This is a genomic window from Paenibacillus sp. FSL W7-1279, assembly GCF_037969845.1.
In the GTDB taxonomy this organism is placed as follows: Bacteria; Bacillota; Bacilli; order Paenibacillales; family Paenibacillaceae; genus Paenibacillus_AQ.
Window position 1 is genome coordinate 4,808,539 of sequence record NZ_CP150215.1, and the last position, 18,156, is coordinate 4,826,694.

Below are 18,156 nucleotides of genomic sequence, written 5' to 3' on the forward strand. Positions count from 1 at the left end.
ACAAAGTAGTCACTTTTTTGGAAGGAAAAAGGATTCTAATTTATGATAAAAAGATTCATATTTATTTTAGTATTTATAAAAAGATATTGTCAAGGGAAAGCAATGGGTAAACGTCAGTTTCATCCAATGAAACCATTTCTTTCACGAAAAAGTATCCAAACTGCCCTTTATTCGAAATCTTCCAGCTCGTCGTCCCACTCACCCTTTTCCTGATCCTCGTCAACCAGACGCTTGAGCACCTGACGCACCTGATCCCCGCCGAAGCCCCTACGCATTAAATATGCTCCCGTTTTACGTTTGCGATCCAGCAACTCTCCATGGGTTTGCTGCCATTTTTTCCGTCCCACGGCAAGCGCGCTCTCCAATTCGGCATCTGCACTGATCTCGCCCAAAGCCTCGGAGATCAGCTCCGTGCCGATTCCCTTCTGTCTCAGCTCCTGTTTGACCCACAGCCTCCCCTTCTTATGGCTTGTCATTCGCTGCTCTGTCCACATCTTGGCGTATAACGCGTCATCAATCAGCTTGTCCTTCTCCAATCGCTCCAGCGTCGTCTCTATGCAACTCGGCTCGAAACTTTTTTGCTGCAGACGCTGGGTGATCTCCTTGGCTGTTCTGGGTTTCCTGGACAGATGATTCAGTGCCTCTACATAAGCCCTCTGTCGTTCATCGGCCACGATAATTTCCTCAAGCTCTTCCTTGCGAAAAACATTCCCCTTGAACATCCGGTATTTCAGCATCACATCTTCATGAACGGTCATAAGGTACGGACCAAACGCGATTTGGTATCGGTGCTTGGGCTTTTTCAGCATTTCGACTGACGTTACAATCAAATCCTCATGGTCCGGAAAATGCCCTATACCTGATGCTTCTGCCTGCTCCGACATTTCCTTATTCTCTTCTTCCATATGTCGCTCCTCTCACTACCGCACCATTTCTGAGTAAAATAACCAAGACTGCATCTGGAAGTCTGAATAAATGCAAAGAAGACCGTCTGGCGTTACAAACACCGGACGGTCCTCAACACTGTAATCGATAACCAGCAATGAACTACTCTACTTTAAACAACTCTTGCTCTTCTAATTCCTCTTGTTCCTTATCCTTCTCGGAAGGCTCAGGAACAGCCGTGGTCAGATTGCTCGCTTCACGAATTTTGTTCTCGATAACACTAGCGATCTCCGGATTCTCTTTCAAGAATTGCTTCGCATTCTCCCGTCCTTGGCCAAGACGGTCACCTGAATAAGAATACCATGCGCCGCTCTTATCCACGATATCGAGTTCCGTTCCGATATCGATCAGGCTTCCCTCTCTAGAGATGCCTTCACCGTACATAATATCAAGCTCAGCCTGTTTGAAAGGTGGCGCTACCTTGTTCTTAACAACCTTAATCCGTGTGCGGTTACCCACCACATCGTTGCCCATCTTGATGCTCTCAATTCGACGCACGTCCAAACGAACCGTCGAGTAGAACTTCAGAGCACGTCCACCTGGAGTCGTCTCAGGGTTACCGAACATAACACCAACCTTCTCACGAAGCTGGTTGATAAAGATGGCAATTGTTTTCGATTTATTAATAGCACCCGACAATTTCCGAAGAGCCTGGGACATCAGACGAGCTTGCAGACCTACGTGGGAGTCACCCATGTCGCCTTCAATTTCAGCTTTTGGTACCAGTGCAGCAACCGAGTCAATAACGATGATATCAACTGCACCACTGCGTACCAGAGCTTCCGCAATTTCCAGCGCCTGCTCACCCGTGTCCGGTTGGGAGAGCAGCAATTCATCAATGTTAACGCCCAATTTGCTTGCATACGATGGATCCAGAGCATGCTCGGCATCGATAAATGCAGCCTGTCCACCAGCCTTCTGAACTTCCGCAATCGCATGGAGGGCTACTGTTGTTTTACCGGAGGATTCCGGTCCATATACTTCAATAATCCGGCCTCTAGGCAAGCCGCCGGTTCCTAAAGCTATATCCAATGCCAACGATCCGCTCGGCACAATCTCTACTTGCATGTGGGTGGATTCACCCAGTTTCATGATGGAACCTTTTCCGAACTGTTTCTCTATCTGACGAAGCGCCATTTCCAGCGCAGCACGACGATCTGACAATTGTTCCACAACCCTTCACTGTTGATAGTCATATCATACCTTGTTTTGACACGTTTGCCAAGCTTTTTTTCGAACATACATTCGTTTTTTTTATTCCGCACCCCTTCCCGTATATGCTCCATGCCTTATGTATAAACAACAAGAACCGTGGCAACATCATACGATATGCCACGGTTCTTCCGTATTTCCCATTATACTTGGAACCGTTCGTAAATACAAGAAGAGCTGCCAAGCAAGGTGTAAATTATTTACTTTTTTTGAATAGCGGATATCCCTATTCTGCAACCCTAAACCTTTTGGAGGCAACAAGACGCTGCCAAAGCCGGTAGAGCAGCGCCTTCGTAGCTCGGAGCCGGATCGTTTCACGGTTACCCTGAAGGTGCAGCTCGTGCACTTCCGTTTCTTTTCCCCGTTGAGACAATCCAATGTAAACCAGACCTATAGGCTTGCGTTCAGCATACCCTGGACCTGCCACGCCCGTTACCGATAAACCAAAGTCGCTGTCGGTTACCATCCGGACATGATCCGCAAGCGCTTCGGCAACCTCTGCACTGACGGCTCCCGGCGCATCATCCCCCTCAAGCAGCGCATGCGGGATATGCACAAGCTTCTCCTTGATCTGATTGGTATAACAGATGATCCCGCCAAGGAACATGGACGCGCTCCCGGGGATAGAGGTCAGCGTCTCCGCTACAAGGCCTCCCGTGCAGCTCTCCGCAGCGCTCAGCGTCCAGCTATGATCCGCCATCATATCGACGATGACCTTCTCAATGGGCACATCCTCGTTAGCATACATAAATTCCGGGCCTCTCTCCTGGATCCGGGCTTCCAGTTCATTCAGCCGCACCATGGCCTCAGCCTCGCTGGCTGCCTTCGTGGAGATCCGGACGGTGACCTCCCCCTCCTTGGCATACAACGCAATCGTCGGATCGGTCTGGGCCGTAATCAGGTCCTCCAGGCGCTTATCAAGCGCGGACTCCCCGATGCCTGCGAATTTGAGCATCTTTGAATAGATGGGAAGCTCTTCCGTAAGCACATGCTGCAGAAGCCAAGGCTTGGCCTCCTGCTCAAACATCGGCATCAGCTCTTTCGGCGGACCCGGCAACACAATGTAATGAGTCCCTTCATAGGATACCGCATTCCCGACGGCGAGGCCTGTTTCGTTCGGAAGCGGAGTCCCGCCCTCGATGGCCAGAGCCTGGCGCCGATTGTTCTCGGTCATTACGGATCCTCGTTCATGGAAAAAGCGTTCAATCCGATCCATGGCCATCCGATCAATATGCAATGAACGATTTAGAAAAGATGCGAGCGCATCCTTTGTCAGGTCATCCTGTGTGGGGCCCAGACCACCGGACAGAAGAACGATATCGGCTCTGCTGCTGGACAGCCGCAAGGCCTCCTTGAGCCTCTCCATGTTATCCCCGACAACGGTTTGATAGTATACATCGATTCCCATTGAAGCAAGCTGCCTGGACAAATACTGTGCATTGGTATTCACAATCTGTCCAAGAAGAAGTTCGGTTCCAACTGCAATGATTTCTGCTTTCATGATTCGTCCATCCTCCTGTGTCTGCTATCTCTTCACAAATACCCGCTTTCATAAAGTTCTTACCCTGCGGAAGAAAAAAGCAATAGGATTGCTCCTATTGCCGTTACGCCCCGGCACCTTTGAGAAGATGCCTGTTCTGGACAAAATATTCGATTCCCGAATAGATCGTAATCATCGCGGCAGCCCAGATTGCAATGACATCAAACGGAATTCCCAAGAATACAAACGGGAAATTATTGATCAGAAGCGCGACAATCGCCACAATCTGAATCACCGTCTTGATTTTCCCCGATTGACCTGCTGCAACGACGGAACCTTCCAGGAGTGCAATTTGTCTCAAGCCAGTAACCGCGAATTCTCTGCTGATGATGACTACAGCAATCCAGGATTCGCATTTGCCCATCTCCACAAGCGATATGAGGATGGCTGCCACCAGCAGTTTGTCCGCAAGCGGATCCAGAAGTTTACCCAGGTTCGTCACCATATTGTTTTTCCGGGCTAAATACCCGTCAATCCCATCCGTACTTGCTGCAAGTATGAATATCAATGCTGCAATCAATTGGTTGTAGGGAAGGACGAAATCATTCCACACAATAGGAGCCGGATAAAAATCAAAATCCACCAGCAGGAAAATCATCATGACAGGGATCAAGCAAATGCGGGCCAACGTGATACGATTGGGTAAATTCATGGGGCAACCTCCCTTGCAACGGGTTGTCTTGAAATTTTCGCAGACCCCGCGACTGTTATCCATCTGTACTTCAATAGGGTCGCTCTTCCCAAGAGCCTAAAGGGTTCGAAGCGTGAAGCGCTGTCTGTCATATTCATCCCCCAGTAATCTATGTATACGTTAATCCTTATATATCGTTTTTTAGTATAATATTTCCGCTCACGCCCTGTCAAAAGAAACAAACCTGTCCATCCCATCCTATATGAGCCTGTGGCGGCGTTTATTTAAAATTCGTGAACTGCAGGTCCAGAGAAAGATCCGCTTTGCGAAGCAGCTGCATGATCTGCTGAAGATCATCCTTGCTTTTTCCGGTTACCCGAATTTGGTCACCTTGAATCTGACTCTTGACCTTCAGCTTGGAATCACGGATCAATATGTTGATCTTTTTCGAATTTTCCTGATCGATTCCTTGCTTTAAGGTCAGGCGCTGGCGAACGGTACCCATGGAAGCCGGCTCGATCTTGCCGTACTCCACATTTTTCAGCGACAAGCCCCGTTTCACCATCTTGGTTTGCAAAATATCAATAACGGCGTTGAGTTTGTACTCGTCATCGGATGCAATGACCAGTGCGTCCTTGTCCAGCTTCAAGCTGCTCTTGCTGCCCTTGAAGTCAAAACGGTTCTCGATCTCCCGCTCCGCCTGATTAACCGCATTGTTAAGTTCCTGCATATCCATTTTGGATACGATATCAAATGAGTTTTCTGAAGCCATGGTGAATCCTTCCTTTCATTTGGCGATAATGCTTCTATTATAGGTAAAACCGTGAGCCAAGTCTAATCCTCTACGAGATCAGCGGGATAAATGTGAACGAAAAAGACTCCGCTTATCGCCAACATCCGGCGAAAACGAAGCCTGCTCCGTCAACTGCTAGCTTTCTCATCATGCACCGGACGGCGAAACATGCTCAGTATACCGAGCAAAATATGTGCCAGTCCAAAGCCTAATATGCCATATCCCCAGTCACTTGGAATCAAATAGTAGCCCAAGAGGCTGACGATAACGCCTAATCCGAATATAATCCAGTTGACCGTCACGAGAGCATCACCTCTTCCAGGAAGTGCAATAACAGCATGCAGCTGCATGCTGTTATGATGGCCTGGAGGACAGGCAATTATTCGATATCTGTCGTATCCGATGTACCTGTAGTATCTGTGGTGGTACCTGTGGCATCCGTACCCGTGTTGTCCATCGTGCCTGCGGAACCATCAGCCGGCTCCAGCAAGATACGCGACGTTGATTTTCCATCCGTTACGGGCTGGCCGCCAACCGTAATGGTGGTTGCAGCGGAGTTCCCTGACTTCACGTAAAGTCCCTGGCTATCCAGGTCAAAGCTGAGAGAATCACCATTCTCAAGCATTTGGAAAGCCAGCTTCTCTCCAGAGGTATTGTAGCCACGATACACTTCTACCCAGCTCTTACCTTCGCTCGTTGCCACAATCTCAACCTTCACGGACGAGCCTGTTACCTTAAATACGGTGTTCTTGCCTTCCGTCCGGTCCTGCGTCACCGTCGTTTCTCCAGGCGTTGTATTTCCCGGTTCGTCGATGTCCGTGCCATCTGTTCCGTCCGTTGCGTCTGTTGCGTCTGTTCCTTCACCGTCTGTACCTTCGTTACCATTACCGGTATCGTCCGTGGTGTTGTCGCCGCCCTGCGCTCCGTCACCTGGCGTGGCGGGATCCGTATTGCCCGTGTCTTCCGGCTTTTGCGCTTGATCCGTCTGCGTCTGATCATTATTGCTTACGGGAGGTTCTTCCTTAGGCTCATTCGAATTGATGGCCACCAAGTAAATGACAACAACGATCAAAATCGGGAATGTCCACATCAGCAGTGTAGGCAGCCATTTCATGTTCCGTTCGGCTGAAGGTCTGGCGGCACGTTTTTGAATAACCGGTTCCATCGTCGCTTCCGGTTCGGATTTAGGCACATCCTGTTTATGGCCTTCAAGCAGTTCGTCCGGGTCAATCCCCACCGCTTCCGCATAGGTTTTGATGAATGCCCGCACGTAAAAACTGCCGGGAAGTACTTTGTAATCCCCTGCCTCGATGGCTTCCAAGTATCGCTTGCGTATTTTTGTCATTTCCTGCACATCATCAAGGCTCATCCCTTTTTGTAGACGCGCCTCCCTTAATTGCTGTCCCAGTTCGGACATGCCATCACCTCCTACTTTAGAAATTCGTGGTCAAAGTCAAAACAATATTATAAATCGTCACTATAAGAGCCCGTGAACGTATCATAAACGATTTCCTCTTCCGGATTGTTTCGCAATTCGATTATAATATCGAAATCCTCATAGGAATATTCGGATTCGCGAACAAAAATATCCGGATGCTCGATCACCTTCGTGCTCTCCATCCCCATGATATCCTGCAGGAGCTGATAATGACGTTCGTTGGATCGGATCGTGCTCACAATGCCGTCAATGATGAAAACATTGTTCGAATTCATCTCGTCCTCAGAGAGTTGACTGCGAATGGTTTGACGGAGCAGCGTCGAGGAAACAAAGGTCCAGCGCTTCATCGCGCAGACGCTGCCGGCGATAATGGACTCGGTTTTGCCGACGCGAGGCATTCCGCGAAGACCGATAACCTGATTACCTTCCCTTTTGAACAATTCACCCAAAAAATCAACAAGTAAACCGAGCTCATCACGCGTAAAACGGAACGTTTTACGATCATCCGAGTCCCGGTCAATATATCGTCCATGTCGGACAGCCAAAATATCGACCAGTTTCGGGGGTCTCAAGGCTGTTACCGTAATATTTTTCATTTTGTTTAACATTTTGCCCATCAGGATAATTTTTTCTTCATCATCCGTTTCCAGCAGCATTCCGCGAGTTTGGCCTTCAACACCGTTAATGGTCAGGATGTTTACTTCGAGCATACCTAATACGGAAGCAATATCGCCGAGCAAACCAGGCCGGTTCTTATGTATCTTGTATTCCATGTACCATTGATTCGATTCCACAAAGACACCTCTTTGCACTTCTTTTCCATCAATATTCGACAAATTCCAGCGAAAATTGCACGCAAAAACAGGTCAAATGAAAAATGGGTCACGTTAATGATATATAAAATAAAAATGAAAGGCAAGTATTAACGATGACATGAAAATTACATTCTTTTTTCTTGACAAAAAGCCCCCGTTGGCGGGGGGCTTTTTGCAAGAGGGTTATGCGTTGTTCTTGGCCAGTTTCACCATCAGACGCGCGATAACGTGGCGTTCTTCCTCGTTACCTACATCCCACAATTCTTTCAGTGCCCGGTTAGATGAGTTTTGCGGGTCAACCTTCTCATCGAGGAAATCACCGATCTCATAAGCCAGCTGAGAAATGGTGTCTTCACTCATACCCGCTTTCTCGGCTTGAACGACGCGCTCGCCCAGAAATTTCTTCCAGGAATCAAAGTTTTTGATTACGGATGACATGAATTAAATCCTCCTTTTGCGTGGTGGCAATTCAGATTTAAAGTAACAATAGTAATATGTCCCCGTAACCAATCCCTTATGAGTGGTGAATTGCACCACGAATGACGATCAGGTCACCCAACCTCCATTCGGGCTGATCACTTGCCCGGTAATGTAGCCCGACTCGGGCAGCGCTAGAAAATACACCAGTGATGAGATCTCATCCGGCTGCGCCAATCTGCCGACCGGAATTTCATCCTCCAGCATGCGGATCTCATCCGATTCCAAATGCCCCAGCATGGACGTATCCACCGCGCCGGGGGCAACGGCGTTCACCGTCACGCCTGATGGGGCAAGCTCCTTCGCAAGGGCCTTCGTAAAAGCGTTAACGCCGCCTTTGCTTGTTGAATACAATACCTCGCAGGAGGCACCCGACAATCCCCAGATCGAGGACACATTGATAATCCTGCCAAATCGCTGGGAGATCATACGCCCCATAAACGCCTGGGAACACAGGAACATCCCTCTCAGGTTAATGGACATCAAAGTGTCCCACTCTTCCTCGGTCACGTCAGACAGAAGCCCGTAATGGGATACCCCGGCGTTGTTGACCAGGATATCCGGCTCCATATCATGACTCTGAAGCTTCTCTTGCATGCGCAATATTTGCTCTTTGTCGCGAAGATCCGCGGACACGGTTAATACCTTAGCACCATAGGCCATACAGCGGCGGGCAACTTCATTGGCCGCTTCATGCGAATTCATGTAATGGATAACGACATTCATGCGTACCGAAGCAAAACGCTCGGCAACAGCCGCTCCAATACCTCTGCTGGCACCCGTGATCAGGACCGTCATTTCCCCGATCGGTTTCAATTCTCTTCCCATGTCTTGCTTCATTACGGACTCACAACGATCGATACGGCCAATTGATCCCAATCGATATGCTCCTGCAGACGGCGGTTTACATCATCTATGGTAATGGATTCATAAACCGGTAGAACCTTAAAGAAATCCGCCCCGCGGAACTGATAGCGAGTGAATTCATGAGCAATATTTTCAGGGGAATTGAGCATGCGCAAGTATCCGCCCATTTTCTTCTTGCGGGCACGTTCAAAGTCGGATGCCTGAAATCCGGTTGCCTTTAGCTTATCCACCTCAGTGCGGATACGCTCCAGAAGTTGGTCCGGATCCTTCGTATCTCCGCCCACCGCAGAGAACGCATATTGGGGTGAACTGTTATATTCATGGCCGAAGCTGTCGGATATCAAATCCTCGTCATACAGCTGCTGATACAATTCCGTACTGGATCCAAACAGGAGGTCCATCATCAGCTTCGTTGTCAAATCTCGGCGCAGCTGCTCCTCAGCCGTTAAACCGACCTGCTTCTCCTTGAAGCCGAACAGGCATTTCGGCAGGGATACGGCCAGCCGGCTCTCTCGCCGCTTCTCTTCAACTCCCTTCGGCTCCGGATCGAATATGCGCTCGATGGAGCCTTGCTTCTCATACGATTTTCCGGCTTGATTCGAACGGATCAGGTTCATCGTTTCAACTGGATCTACGCCGCCCACCACGAACAGCAGCATGTTGCTCGGATGATAAAAGGCATTGTAGCACGTATACAGATCTTCCTTTGTAATTGTTCCGATGGATTCCACCGTACCGGCAATATCGATGTGCACCGGATGCACCTTGTACATCGCTTCGATAAGACCGAAGTATACGCGCCAGTCCGGATTGTCCTGATACATGTTGATTTCCTGCCCGATAATCCCTTTTTCCTTCTCCACGTTCTGATCGGTAAAGTAAGGGTTCTGCACGAAATTAATCAGCGTCTCCAAATTTTCATGGATGTTCTCCGTCGCAGAAAAGAGATACACCGTTTGGTCAAAACTAGTAAAGGCATTCGCCGAGGCGCCGTTCGAGGCAAACTTGGCAAAAATATCGCCTTCCGGCTCCTCAAACATTTTGTGCTCAAGAAAATGCGCAATGCCATCAGGAACGCGAGTTTCAGATTCGCCTTCAACCTTGAAATGGTTATCCACCGAACCATATTTGGTTGCAAAGGTCGCATAGGTTTTCTGGAAGCCGGGTTTAGGCAGCACATACACGTGCAGACCGTTATCCATCACTTCGTAATACAGCGTTTCCTGCAGGTTGTCATAATGAATGCTCTCCACCGGCTATTCCTCCTTTTGACCTTTCAGGAAATAGATCGTATCCAGCGAAAATGCCGAAGCTGCTTGCTTCACATCATCCACTGTAATGCCTTCCACCTGCTGCAGCAGCTCATCCGGCGTACGTTCTCGCCCCGACAGCGTGCGGTTGAAATCATACGCAATCATCTCAAAGGCCGAATCCTGCATTTCCTTAATGACGTTGCGGATCATGGCTTTCGTTTGGGTCATTTCGATATCCGTAATGGCACCGTTGGCCATGTCATCGAGCTGCTGTTGAATAATTTGGACAGCCTTCTCGAAATTTTGAACCTCGATGCCGGACTGGATGGTTGCAATTCCTTTATGACCGTCATATCGGGACGACGCGTAATACGCCAGGCTTTCCTTCTCCCTCACGTTAACGAACAGCTTTGAATGCGGGTAACCGCCTAAAATCCCGTTATACAATAGCGCGGCGGCATACTCATCATCTCCGTAAGTAATGGTGCTTCTCAGACCCATGTTGAGTTTGCCTTGATTAATGTCCAGCTTCTCCACGACCGTCTGCGTCCCGCTTGCTGCCGTTCGCGTGGAGGAAGGAACATAATCCTTGCTTGCTGTTCTGTTCAGTTTAAAATGCTCCTCTACGAGCTTCTTCACCTCATCCAAACTCGTATCGCCAACCACATACAGATCCAGAACGGATTCATTAAGCCAGTTCTGATAGGACTCATATAAGCCTTCCGGCGTGATACCGTCAAGATCCTTCCGTTCTCCTAACGGATGCAGCCGATACGGTTCGTTCTTGCACATAACCTCGATGCAGCGCTCCGCAGCGTAACGAATCTTATCATTGACGATGGACTCCAGCTTCTTGCGAACCGTGTCTCTCTCGGTCTGTACATAAGATTTGCGGAATGCTCCATTCTCTAACACGGGCTGGGTGAAAGCTTCGCCCAAAAAAGCAAATGAAGAGCGCAGCAGGCTCTCCGGACTCTTAACAAAAGAGTCATTGATCGTATCCATGCGAAAGTGCACGATCTGATAATCGCCACGCTTATACACATCAAATCCAAATCCAGCGCCGTACAGCTGCTCCAGCTGTTCTCGGAAAGCTCGCGTTTCCGGATAGGAAACGGTCCCTCTGCGCAGCACAAAAGGTGTAAGCGCGGTCGAGGTCACGGTTTCTTCTGCTAACGGACTTCCGGCGTAAAGCGATATCGCAAATGTCTTGAATCGGTTGGTCGGTAATACGTGAATCCGAATTCCTCCGACTGTACCGTGTTCAAATTCCGTTTTCGTCAAGGTCCATATCCCCTTACATCATGGATTGTCGTTGCCAAAATTTACTTCATAGATAACTTTCATTCTAACCCATTGCAAAGTGAAGAAGCAACCGAAGACAGGCCCCGGTTGCTGTTGTTTACGGCTTACATACAGAAGATATGTTGACCGATGGTTTTGACTTGAGGGCGGGTCCAAATCCATGGCGAGGTGGCCGTTTTCGGATTGAAATAGTACAGGCAGCCTCCTGTCGGATCCCAGCCGCTCAGCGCCTGCTGTACTGCTTTCTTCGCCTGCTCGTTCGGCTCAAGCCATATTTGACCGTCGGCTACCGCGGTAAAGGCTCTCGGCTCAAATATAACCCCATGCGGCGTATTCGGGAAGCTTGGTGATTTTACCCGGTTGAGAATAACCGCCGCTACGGCGACCTGGCCTTCGAACGGCTCTCCTCGCGCTTCGCCATATACGGCATTTGCCATGATTCTCAAATCGTTCTCTGAAAGGCCCATTGAATCAGATGAGGCTAAGTTGTTATTGCCGCTTTCTTTGTTGGCTGAACCTCCGCCACCACCGGCCGCTGCACCGCCTCCACCTTCATGAGCCTTAGGAGCGGTCGGACGGAAATCCTTGGTTGCATTATACAGTTTAAGCTTGACCTTCGGTCCTACGATACCGTCTACCTTCATGCCAAACTCCGATTGGAACCATTTAACGGCTCCTTGGGTTTTGGAGCCAAATACGCTGTCAATTTTCCCATGATAAAAGCCCAGGTGTTTCAGACGGCCTTGCAGCTCATACACATCTTCGCCGGTAGAACCAAATTTGATGGTCTGCTGGCTAAAGGTTGGCAAAGCTTCCTGAAGATTCGAATGATCTGTTTCCAGGCCTCCCTGAGCGAAGACAACGGCAGACAACAGAATCGCAATGCTTATTAGAATCCAGATTCTTGAGTTTTTCATGCTGCGCTCTACCTTTCTCTTGTGGTTTAACAAGCCTCGCTACCGTTATTATGACAAGCCTGCCAGTTTCCTATGCACCTGTTCCCGAGTGGACTGAACGAAGACAGCACATCATCGCAGCACAAAGAGAGCTGTTCCTCAGAGGAACAGCTCATTGATATTCGGAATAGATTTAACGCTCATCCACGGATTTATCCATATATCCTGCCAAGCTCTACGCACGCCATGACTAACGCCCCAACACCATGGAGGTCATTCTCGCATTGCTGCCTTTCCACATAATGCTTATAATCGCCGACACCTGTACCGATACAGATCTTGGGCATGACCAGATGCCCCTGACCATCCACATATACGGATTGAGCCAGGCCGTTATATCCATGTCTTGCATGGGAGATCAAGGATGAATCCAGATAACCGAGTCGAATCCCTTTGGCCAAGGTATATATGAAGAGGCTGGAGCAAGAGGTTTCCAGCCAATTGTCCTCCCGGTCCCCTTTATCTAGAACTTGATACCACAGCCCTGTAAGCGGATCCTGATAACGCACCAGCGCCTCACTTAATTCACGGAGCACAACAGCCAGCTCTTCCCTCGCCGGATGATCCTCAGGCAGTAAATCAAGGAACTCCACGATCGACAGCGCATACCAGCCTAAGGCGCGTCCCCAAAATTCCGGAGATTGCCCGCTAACCGGATCAGCCCAAGGCATCGTCCTGCTCTCGTCCCAGGCATGATAAAATAACCCGGTTGCCTGATCCTTGGTATGAGAGCGCATCAACCTCTCCTGGAACAGCACTTCATCAAATAAATGCGGCTTATTATACTGCTGGGCATATTTCATCGTGAACACGCCACCCATATACAAGCCGTCCAACCACATCTGGTAAGGGTAGCGATCCTTATGCCAGTATCCTCCATCCGTGGTCCGATTCAAAGTAGATAACAGACGGAGCAGTTTATCCGCGGCAGCCTTGTACCGATGTTCGGGACATACAGAATCCAGCTCCATTAGGAGCAGGCCCGCTTGAACGGAATCCAGCTCCCCCCGCTCCAGCAGCAGATTCCCGTTGGAATCCACCAGATGATCGACATAACCCTTAACGTAATCCAAAAACTTTGTTTCACCGCTAAATTTCCATAATTGAGACATTCCAACCAGAAATACACCCTGGTGGTAATGCCACCAACCTGCGGGCGGCAGCTGCTCCGGCGAATACATTTCCATGATCGATTGGCAAGCCTTGGTGCCGAGTTCTAGGGGTGACAAGGTCAACTGTTCTTGCTGCTGAATAGGATTGGACATACAGGCTCCTCCTCTTTTTTTAAATCATGTTCCAACAGCTCACGCTATAAAATGACGCCATCCTTAAAAATGGATATTTCCCGGAAGCCATTGCGTTCATTTCTCGTCTGTTCAACGCCGGAGGCTAATTGGACAATACGATGCATGAGTTCCTCATGAAGCTCATCCATGGTTTTACCTTCCAGCAAAGCACCTGCATTAAAATCAACCCAATGCTTTTTACGAGCGGCCAGTTCGGAATTTGTCGCGATTTTGACGGTGGGAACCGGACCGCCAAACGGCGTCCCTCTCCCCGTCGTGAACAGCACAAGGTGGGCCCCCGCTGCAGCCAGGGCCGTGACCGATACAAGGTCGTTGCCTGGCGCCTCGATCAGGTTTAACCCCGGCTTCGTTGATCTTACGCCGTAACGGAGTACATCGGATACGGTGGCATTTCCTCCTTTTTGAGTGCACCCCAGCGATTTCTCCTCCAGGGTTGTGATGCCGCCGTCTTTATTACCGGGAGAAGGATTTTCATAGATTTCCTGTCCGTGCGATACGAAATATTGCTTGAAATTGTTAATCAGCAACGTAATATCCTGGAACACCTGCTCGTCGGCGGCCCGGTCCATCAGGATCGTTTCGGCTCCGAACATCTCCGGTACCTCTGTCAGAAGAGCAGTACCACCGTGAGCGGTGATGGTATCCGCAATTCGGCCCGCCAGCGGATTGGCTGTAATGCCCGACAGACCATCCGACCCGCCGCATTTCAGTCCGATCTTCAGCTTGGACAGAGGAACCGCAGACCGTTTGAAAGTCTCGGCATATTCCACGAGCTCCGAGATGAGGGACAAGCCCTCCTCCAATTCATCCTCCATGTCCTGAGCACGCATATATTGGATTCGTTTCCCGTCCTGCTCGCCTATCATGGCCTGCATTTGATCGATCTGGTTGTTCTCGCAGCCGAGCCCGATAATAAGCACGCCTGCCGCATTGCCGTGCTGCGCCAGGGACGAGAGCAGACGCTGGGTATAGCTTAGATCATCTCCGAGCTGCGAGCAGCCGTAGGGATGCGGGAAGTGATAAACCCCATCAATGCCTCTCCCCTGAAACTGCTGGCCAGCCATGCGCGCTAACAGCTCGCAGGTTTTGTTAATGCAGCCGACGGTGTTGATGATCCAAATTTCGTTGCGGATCCCAACCTGACCGCTGGGTCTGATATACCCCTGGAACGTTGGGGACTCCATAACCGTCGGTGATTCCTGAGCCGCTGCTTCTGCACCAGGCTTATACTGATACTCCACTTCACCGGATAGTCCGGTTTTCAAATTGTGGGTATGGATCCATCTCCCCGGCAAAATGACTTCCTTCGCCAATCCGATCGAATAGCCGAATTTCAAAACATGGCTGTCCGGCTCTATCAATCGAAGAGCTACCTTGTGACCTTTTGGCACATTCTCAGTTACCTCGATCGCATGCTCCTTCCCGTTCAGAAGCCCGATGGCATGTTCTCCTGCCGACAAAGGACGAAGCGCGATACCGACGTCGTCCTTGTGATGAAGTATGACGATGTCGCTCATGTCTCGATCAGCTCCATTTCTTCGATATAACGGCTTACCGCTTCATGAAGATTGGGTATCCGGTTCAAATCCTCGCCCCATAAAGCCTGATCGCCAAGAATGGATGCCACATGCTGACGTATGCTCCATTCGCCGTCTTCTACCTTTTGCCACGCTTGATAGAATGTCATCAGACTGTCCGGATCATCTCTTAACAGCATCCGTTCACCATCAAGACGCGTTCCGTACCACTGCCCTTCTACTTGTTTGGCATGATACAGACGGATCAAAGAGGCCAATCCCACAGTTATGAGGCTTGGGGGCGTATTGTGCGAACTGACATATTCCTTTAAGCTTGGCAAAAGCCTTACCTTGAACTTGGAGATGCTGTTCATGGCAATATCCTGGAGCTTATGCCGAAGAAAAGGATTGCGGAATCGCTCCCACACCGTTTCTGCATAAGCCGTAACCTCTTCCGGCGGGAGAGGCACCAGGGGGACGATTTCTTGCAGCATTGCGCTGCGAATATCTTCTCCCCATTCCATACTCTCTGCGATTTCTTTCACTTCAGTGAAACCGTGAAGCAAGCCGATGGAAGCCATCAGCGTATGCGTTCCATTCAAGATTCTTACCTTTCTTACCTGGTACGGAGTCAGATCGGGCACCCACCTTACCTGTAGACCCGCTGACTGGAGGGGAAGCCTGGACTCCAATGAGGGGTCGCCCTCAATAGCCCAGAAATAATAGGGCTCCGCCGTGTTCAACAATCGGTCTTCATAACCCCATTTGTCAAAATAGCGCTCGGCCTCTTCCGGATATCCGGTTACGATCCGATCCACTAGCGAGTTAAGAAACAGGTTGCATTCCTCAACCCAGCTCCTAAAAGCCGGCGAAAGTCCCCAATCCTCCGCATGCCGCAGCACAATCGATCGCAAGATATCCCCGTTTCGTTCCAGCAGCTCGCATGGGAGGATCAACAGGCCCTTGTCCGGCGAGCCTTCATAACGCTCATAACGCCGATGTAAAAGCATGGTCAGCTTAGCGGGGAATGACATCGGCGCTTCCGACGGATTCCAGTCAATAATCTGATAAACGAGACCCGCTTCCGTTGTATTGGAGACTATGATCTCCAGGGAATCCAACTCGGCCACACTCAAGAAATGCCCCCATTCCGCATAGGGGTCAATCATCTCCGAGAACACCGGGATCCATAACTCCTCCTCGATCTTCCGGCCATCCTGCAGGCCTCGGGTCAGCAAGCCGTATATCCCGTCCTGTTCCCGAAGCTGCTCCAGCTTGCGTGCTCCACCAGGTCTTGGCTGACTGACGGCCACGCTTCCCTGGAACAGACCCTGCCGGTTGCATTCATATATCATCCAATCGAAGAACCCTCTTAGAAAATTTCCCTCGCCTATTTGCAGCACTTTAACGGGAAGGTTCAACATATCTTGGTCATGCCGCTGTTGTATTTGTAAAGAATCGCGTCCTACCAACCTCATTACCCGGCCACGATCTGTCTTCGCATCCATGTCTTATCTCCCTTCCGTCCGGCCAAATCGAAAATAGCTCTCGGCGTTGTTGTAACAAATATCCTGGACGATTCCCCCGAGCCATGGAAGATCATCCGGTGCTTCTCCCCGTGTAACCCACTCTCCGAGGAGATTGCAAAGAATCCGCCGGAAATACTCATGACGGGTATAAGACAAGAAACTTCTGGAGTCGGTCAGCATGCCGACAAATCGGCTTAATAATCCCATATTGCCGAGTTTGCTCATCTGGTCGACCATACCGTCTTTGGTATCGTTGAACCACCACGCGGAACCGAACTGGATTTTGCCCGGAATACCGTCGCCTTGAAAACTGCCGATAAGTGCTGCAAGAATATCGTTATCGCTTGGGTTAAGCGAATACAGAATCGTTCTTGGAAGTGACCGCTCTTGATCGAGCCGATCCATCAGCTTTACAAGCGGTACGGCGATTGGACTATCGTGAATGGAATCATAACCGGTATCCGGACCCAATTGTCGGAACATCCGGGTGTTATTGTTGCGCTGGGCGTTAATATGAAATTGCATGACCCAGCCGAGTCTTGCGTAGATTTGGCCCAGAAAAAGCAGCGTATACGTTTTGAATTGTTCCTCTTCCAGACGGGAAACCCGCTCCCCATTAAGCGCTTTCAGGAAGATGTCAGCCGCTTGAGTCTCGGTAACCTCTTGATAAGGCACGTAATCCAGCGCATGATCGGATACAAGGCCGCCAACCGAATGGAAAAACTCTGCCCGCTGCTCAAGTGCCTTCAGGAATGCCGAATACTCCGTAATCTCCATCCGGCTTCGGTCCGCCAACAATTTCACCCACGGAAGGAACGTCTCCCGGTTAATCTCCAGTCCCTTGTCCGGACGGAATGATGGAAGCATCTGAAAACCGGCATCGCCTTCCTCCGCCAGCTTGATGTGATATTCCAAGCTATCCGTCGGATCATCGGTCGTGCAGACCACTTTCACGCGGCTTGATAGGATCAATCCCCGTGTGGTCAAATCATTATCCTGCAGTCGCTTGTTTGCTGCTTCCCATATCTGCGGAGCATTCTGTTCATTAATGATATCCTGAATGCCGAATAGTCTTTGCAGCTCCAGATGAGACCAATGGAATAACGGATTGCCAATCGTCATCGGAACGGTGCGCGTCCAAGCCAAGAAGCGATCATAATCACTCACACCCGGGCCGCCCGTGATGTATGCCTCTTCTACTCCAGCGGCTCGCATTGCCCGCCATTTGTAGTGATCGCCGTTAATCCACGCTTCGGTCAAGTTCTCAAACCTGTGATTGTCAACGATCATCTGCGGACTCAGATGACAGTGGTAGTCGATGATTGGCATGTCTTTTGCATAATCATGGTATAAGGTGCGTGCAGTCTCGTTATTGAGCAAAAAATGTTCATCCATAAAAGGTCTCATGATAACACCGTCCATTTCTGTAGATTTACCTACTATGCTACAGCATCATCAGTTGGATTTCTTCACTTTTATTGCGAAATTGAAGGCTCATTCAACATATCTTGCTTTGTTTTGCTTAATAGAAGTTGGTACAATATAACTGAAGTATTAGAATAAACCTGATC

Annotated in this window: 17 protein-coding genes; all 17 read right to left on the reverse strand. The window is 49.7% G+C overall.

What is annotated here, in order from left to right:
• Window positions 1–167: 167 nt before the first annotated feature.
• On the reverse strand, window positions 168–905 hold the full coding sequence (locus MKY82_RS21405) for a RecX family transcriptional regulator (protein WP_194543522.1): 738 nt from the start codon (window positions 903–905) through the stop codon (window positions 168–170).
• 142 nt (window positions 906–1,047) lie between these two features.
• Window positions 1,048–2,109, reverse strand: a complete 1,062-nt coding sequence (gene recA, locus MKY82_RS21410) for a recombinase RecA (RefSeq protein ID WP_194544872.1) — start codon at window positions 2,107–2,109, stop codon at window positions 1,048–1,050.
• A gap of 274 nt (window positions 2,110–2,383) precedes the next feature.
• Window positions 2,384–3,658 carry a competence/damage-inducible protein A gene (locus MKY82_RS21415; RefSeq protein WP_194543523.1) on the reverse strand — a complete coding sequence of 425 codons (1,275 nt, stop codon included), beginning with the start codon at window positions 3,656–3,658 and terminating at the stop codon, window positions 2,384–2,386.
• Window positions 3,659–3,761: 103 nt separating this feature from the next.
• Window positions 3,762–4,349 carry a CDP-diacylglycerol--glycerol-3-phosphate 3-phosphatidyltransferase gene (gene pgsA, locus MKY82_RS21420; protein ID WP_194543524.1) on the reverse strand — a complete coding sequence of 196 codons (588 nt, stop codon included), beginning with the start codon at window positions 4,347–4,349 and terminating at the stop codon, window positions 3,762–3,764.
• Between the two features lie 259 nt (window positions 4,350–4,608).
• Window positions 4,609–5,100, reverse strand: coding sequence for a YajQ family cyclic di-GMP-binding protein (locus MKY82_RS21425; protein WP_194543525.1), 492 nt, complete (start codon window positions 5,098–5,100; stop codon window positions 4,609–4,611).
• A gap of 149 nt (window positions 5,101–5,249) precedes the next feature.
• Window positions 5,250–5,423: a DUF4175 domain-containing protein gene (locus MKY82_RS21430; RefSeq protein ID WP_146746999.1), complete on the reverse strand. Its 174-nt coding sequence runs from the start codon at window positions 5,421–5,423 to the stop codon at window positions 5,250–5,252.
• 77 nt (window positions 5,424–5,500) lie between these two features.
• Window positions 5,501–6,538: a helix-turn-helix domain-containing protein gene (locus MKY82_RS21435; protein ID WP_194543526.1), complete on the reverse strand. Its 1,038-nt coding sequence runs from the start codon at window positions 6,536–6,538 to the stop codon at window positions 5,501–5,503.
• 47 nt (window positions 6,539–6,585) lie between these two features.
• Entirely contained in the window at window positions 6,586–7,353 is a 768-nt protein-coding gene (locus MKY82_RS21440) for a DUF3388 domain-containing protein (RefSeq protein ID WP_113058682.1), read from the reverse strand.
• Between the two features lie 204 nt (window positions 7,354–7,557).
• Window positions 7,558–7,812, reverse strand: a complete 255-nt coding sequence (locus tag MKY82_RS21445) for a DUF3243 domain-containing protein (protein WP_009589302.1) — start codon at window positions 7,810–7,812, stop codon at window positions 7,558–7,560.
• Between the two features lie 108 nt (window positions 7,813–7,920).
• On the reverse strand, window positions 7,921–8,691 hold the full coding sequence (gene fabG / locus MKY82_RS21450) for a 3-oxoacyl-ACP reductase FabG (RefSeq protein ID WP_194543527.1): 771 nt from the start codon (window positions 8,689–8,691) through the stop codon (window positions 7,921–7,923).
• Entirely contained in the window at window positions 8,691–9,971 is a 1,281-nt protein-coding gene (locus MKY82_RS21455; protein ID WP_194543528.1) for a pitrilysin family protein, read from the reverse strand. Before MKY82_RS21455 ends, fabG begins: the two co-directional genes overlap by 1 nt.
• 3 nt (window positions 9,972–9,974) lie before the next feature.
• Window positions 9,975–11,255, reverse strand: coding sequence for a pitrilysin family protein (locus MKY82_RS21460; protein WP_194543529.1), 1,281 nt, complete (start codon window positions 11,253–11,255; stop codon window positions 9,975–9,977).
• A 125-nt stretch (window positions 11,256–11,380) separates the two neighbouring features.
• Complete coding sequence (gene sleB, locus MKY82_RS21465; protein WP_194543530.1) at window positions 11,381–12,193, reverse strand: spore cortex-lytic enzyme; 813 nt, start codon at window positions 12,191–12,193, stop codon at window positions 11,381–11,383.
• Between the two features lie 191 nt (window positions 12,194–12,384).
• Window positions 12,385–13,497 carry a glycoside hydrolase family 88 protein gene (locus MKY82_RS21470; RefSeq protein WP_339294308.1) on the reverse strand — a complete coding sequence of 371 codons (1,113 nt, stop codon included), beginning with the start codon at window positions 13,495–13,497 and terminating at the stop codon, window positions 12,385–12,387.
• Window positions 13,498–13,541: 44 nt separating this feature from the next.
• Window positions 13,542–15,056: an altronate dehydratase family protein gene (locus tag MKY82_RS21475; protein WP_194543532.1), complete on the reverse strand. Its 1,515-nt coding sequence runs from the start codon at window positions 15,054–15,056 to the stop codon at window positions 13,542–13,544.
• Complete coding sequence (locus tag MKY82_RS21480) at window positions 15,053–16,564, reverse strand: tagaturonate reductase (RefSeq protein ID WP_339294309.1); 1,512 nt, start codon at window positions 16,562–16,564, stop codon at window positions 15,053–15,055. The genes MKY82_RS21475 and MKY82_RS21480 overlap by 4 nt, the downstream gene beginning before the upstream one ends.
• Window positions 16,565–16,567: 3 nt before the next feature.
• Window positions 16,568–17,992: a glucuronate isomerase gene (gene uxaC / locus MKY82_RS21485; protein WP_339294310.1), complete on the reverse strand. Its 1,425-nt coding sequence runs from the start codon at window positions 17,990–17,992 to the stop codon at window positions 16,568–16,570.
• Window positions 17,993–18,156: the final 164 nt, after the last annotated feature.

Bases quoted from the DNA above. Each gene is read 5' to 3' on its own strand.
- MKY82_RS21405 (WP_194543522.1), bottom strand. From the start codon at position 905: ATGGAAGAAGAGAATAAGGAAATGTCGGAGCAGGCAGAAGCATCAGGT.
- MKY82_RS21415 (WP_194543523.1), bottom strand. From the start codon at position 3,658: ATGAAAGCAGAAATCATTGCAGTTGGAACCGAACTTCTTCTTGGACAG.
- pgsA (WP_194543524.1), bottom strand. From the start codon at position 4,349: ATGAATTTACCCAATCGTATCACGTTGGCCCGCATTTGCTTGATCCCT.
- MKY82_RS21425 (WP_194543525.1), bottom strand. From the start codon at position 5,100: ATGGCTTCAGAAAACTCATTTGATATCGTATCCAAAATGGATATGCAG.
- MKY82_RS21435 (WP_194543526.1), bottom strand. From the start codon at position 6,538: ATGTCCGAACTGGGACAGCAATTAAGGGAGGCGCGTCTACAAAAAGGG.
- MKY82_RS21445 (WP_009589302.1), bottom strand. From the start codon at position 7,812: ATGTCATCCGTAATCAAAAACTTTGATTCCTGGAAGAAATTTCTGGGC.
- fabG (WP_194543527.1), bottom strand. From the start codon at position 8,691: ATGAAGCAAGACATGGGAAGAGAATTGAAACCGATCGGGGAAATGACG.
- sleB (WP_194543530.1), bottom strand. From the start codon at position 12,193: ATGAAAAACTCAAGAATCTGGATTCTAATAAGCATTGCGATTCTGTTG.
- MKY82_RS21470 (WP_339294308.1), bottom strand. From the start codon at position 13,497: ATGTCCAATCCTATTCAGCAGCAAGAACAGTTGACCTTGTCACCCCTA.
- MKY82_RS21475 (WP_194543532.1), bottom strand. From the start codon at position 15,056: ATGAGCGACATCGTCATACTTCATCACAAGGACGACGTCGGTATCGCG.
- MKY82_RS21480 (WP_339294309.1), bottom strand. From the start codon at position 16,564: ATGGATGCGAAGACAGATCGTGGCCGGGTAATGAGGTTGGTAGGACGC.
- uxaC (WP_339294310.1), bottom strand. From the start codon at position 17,992: ATGAGACCTTTTATGGATGAACATTTTTTGCTCAATAACGAGACTGCA.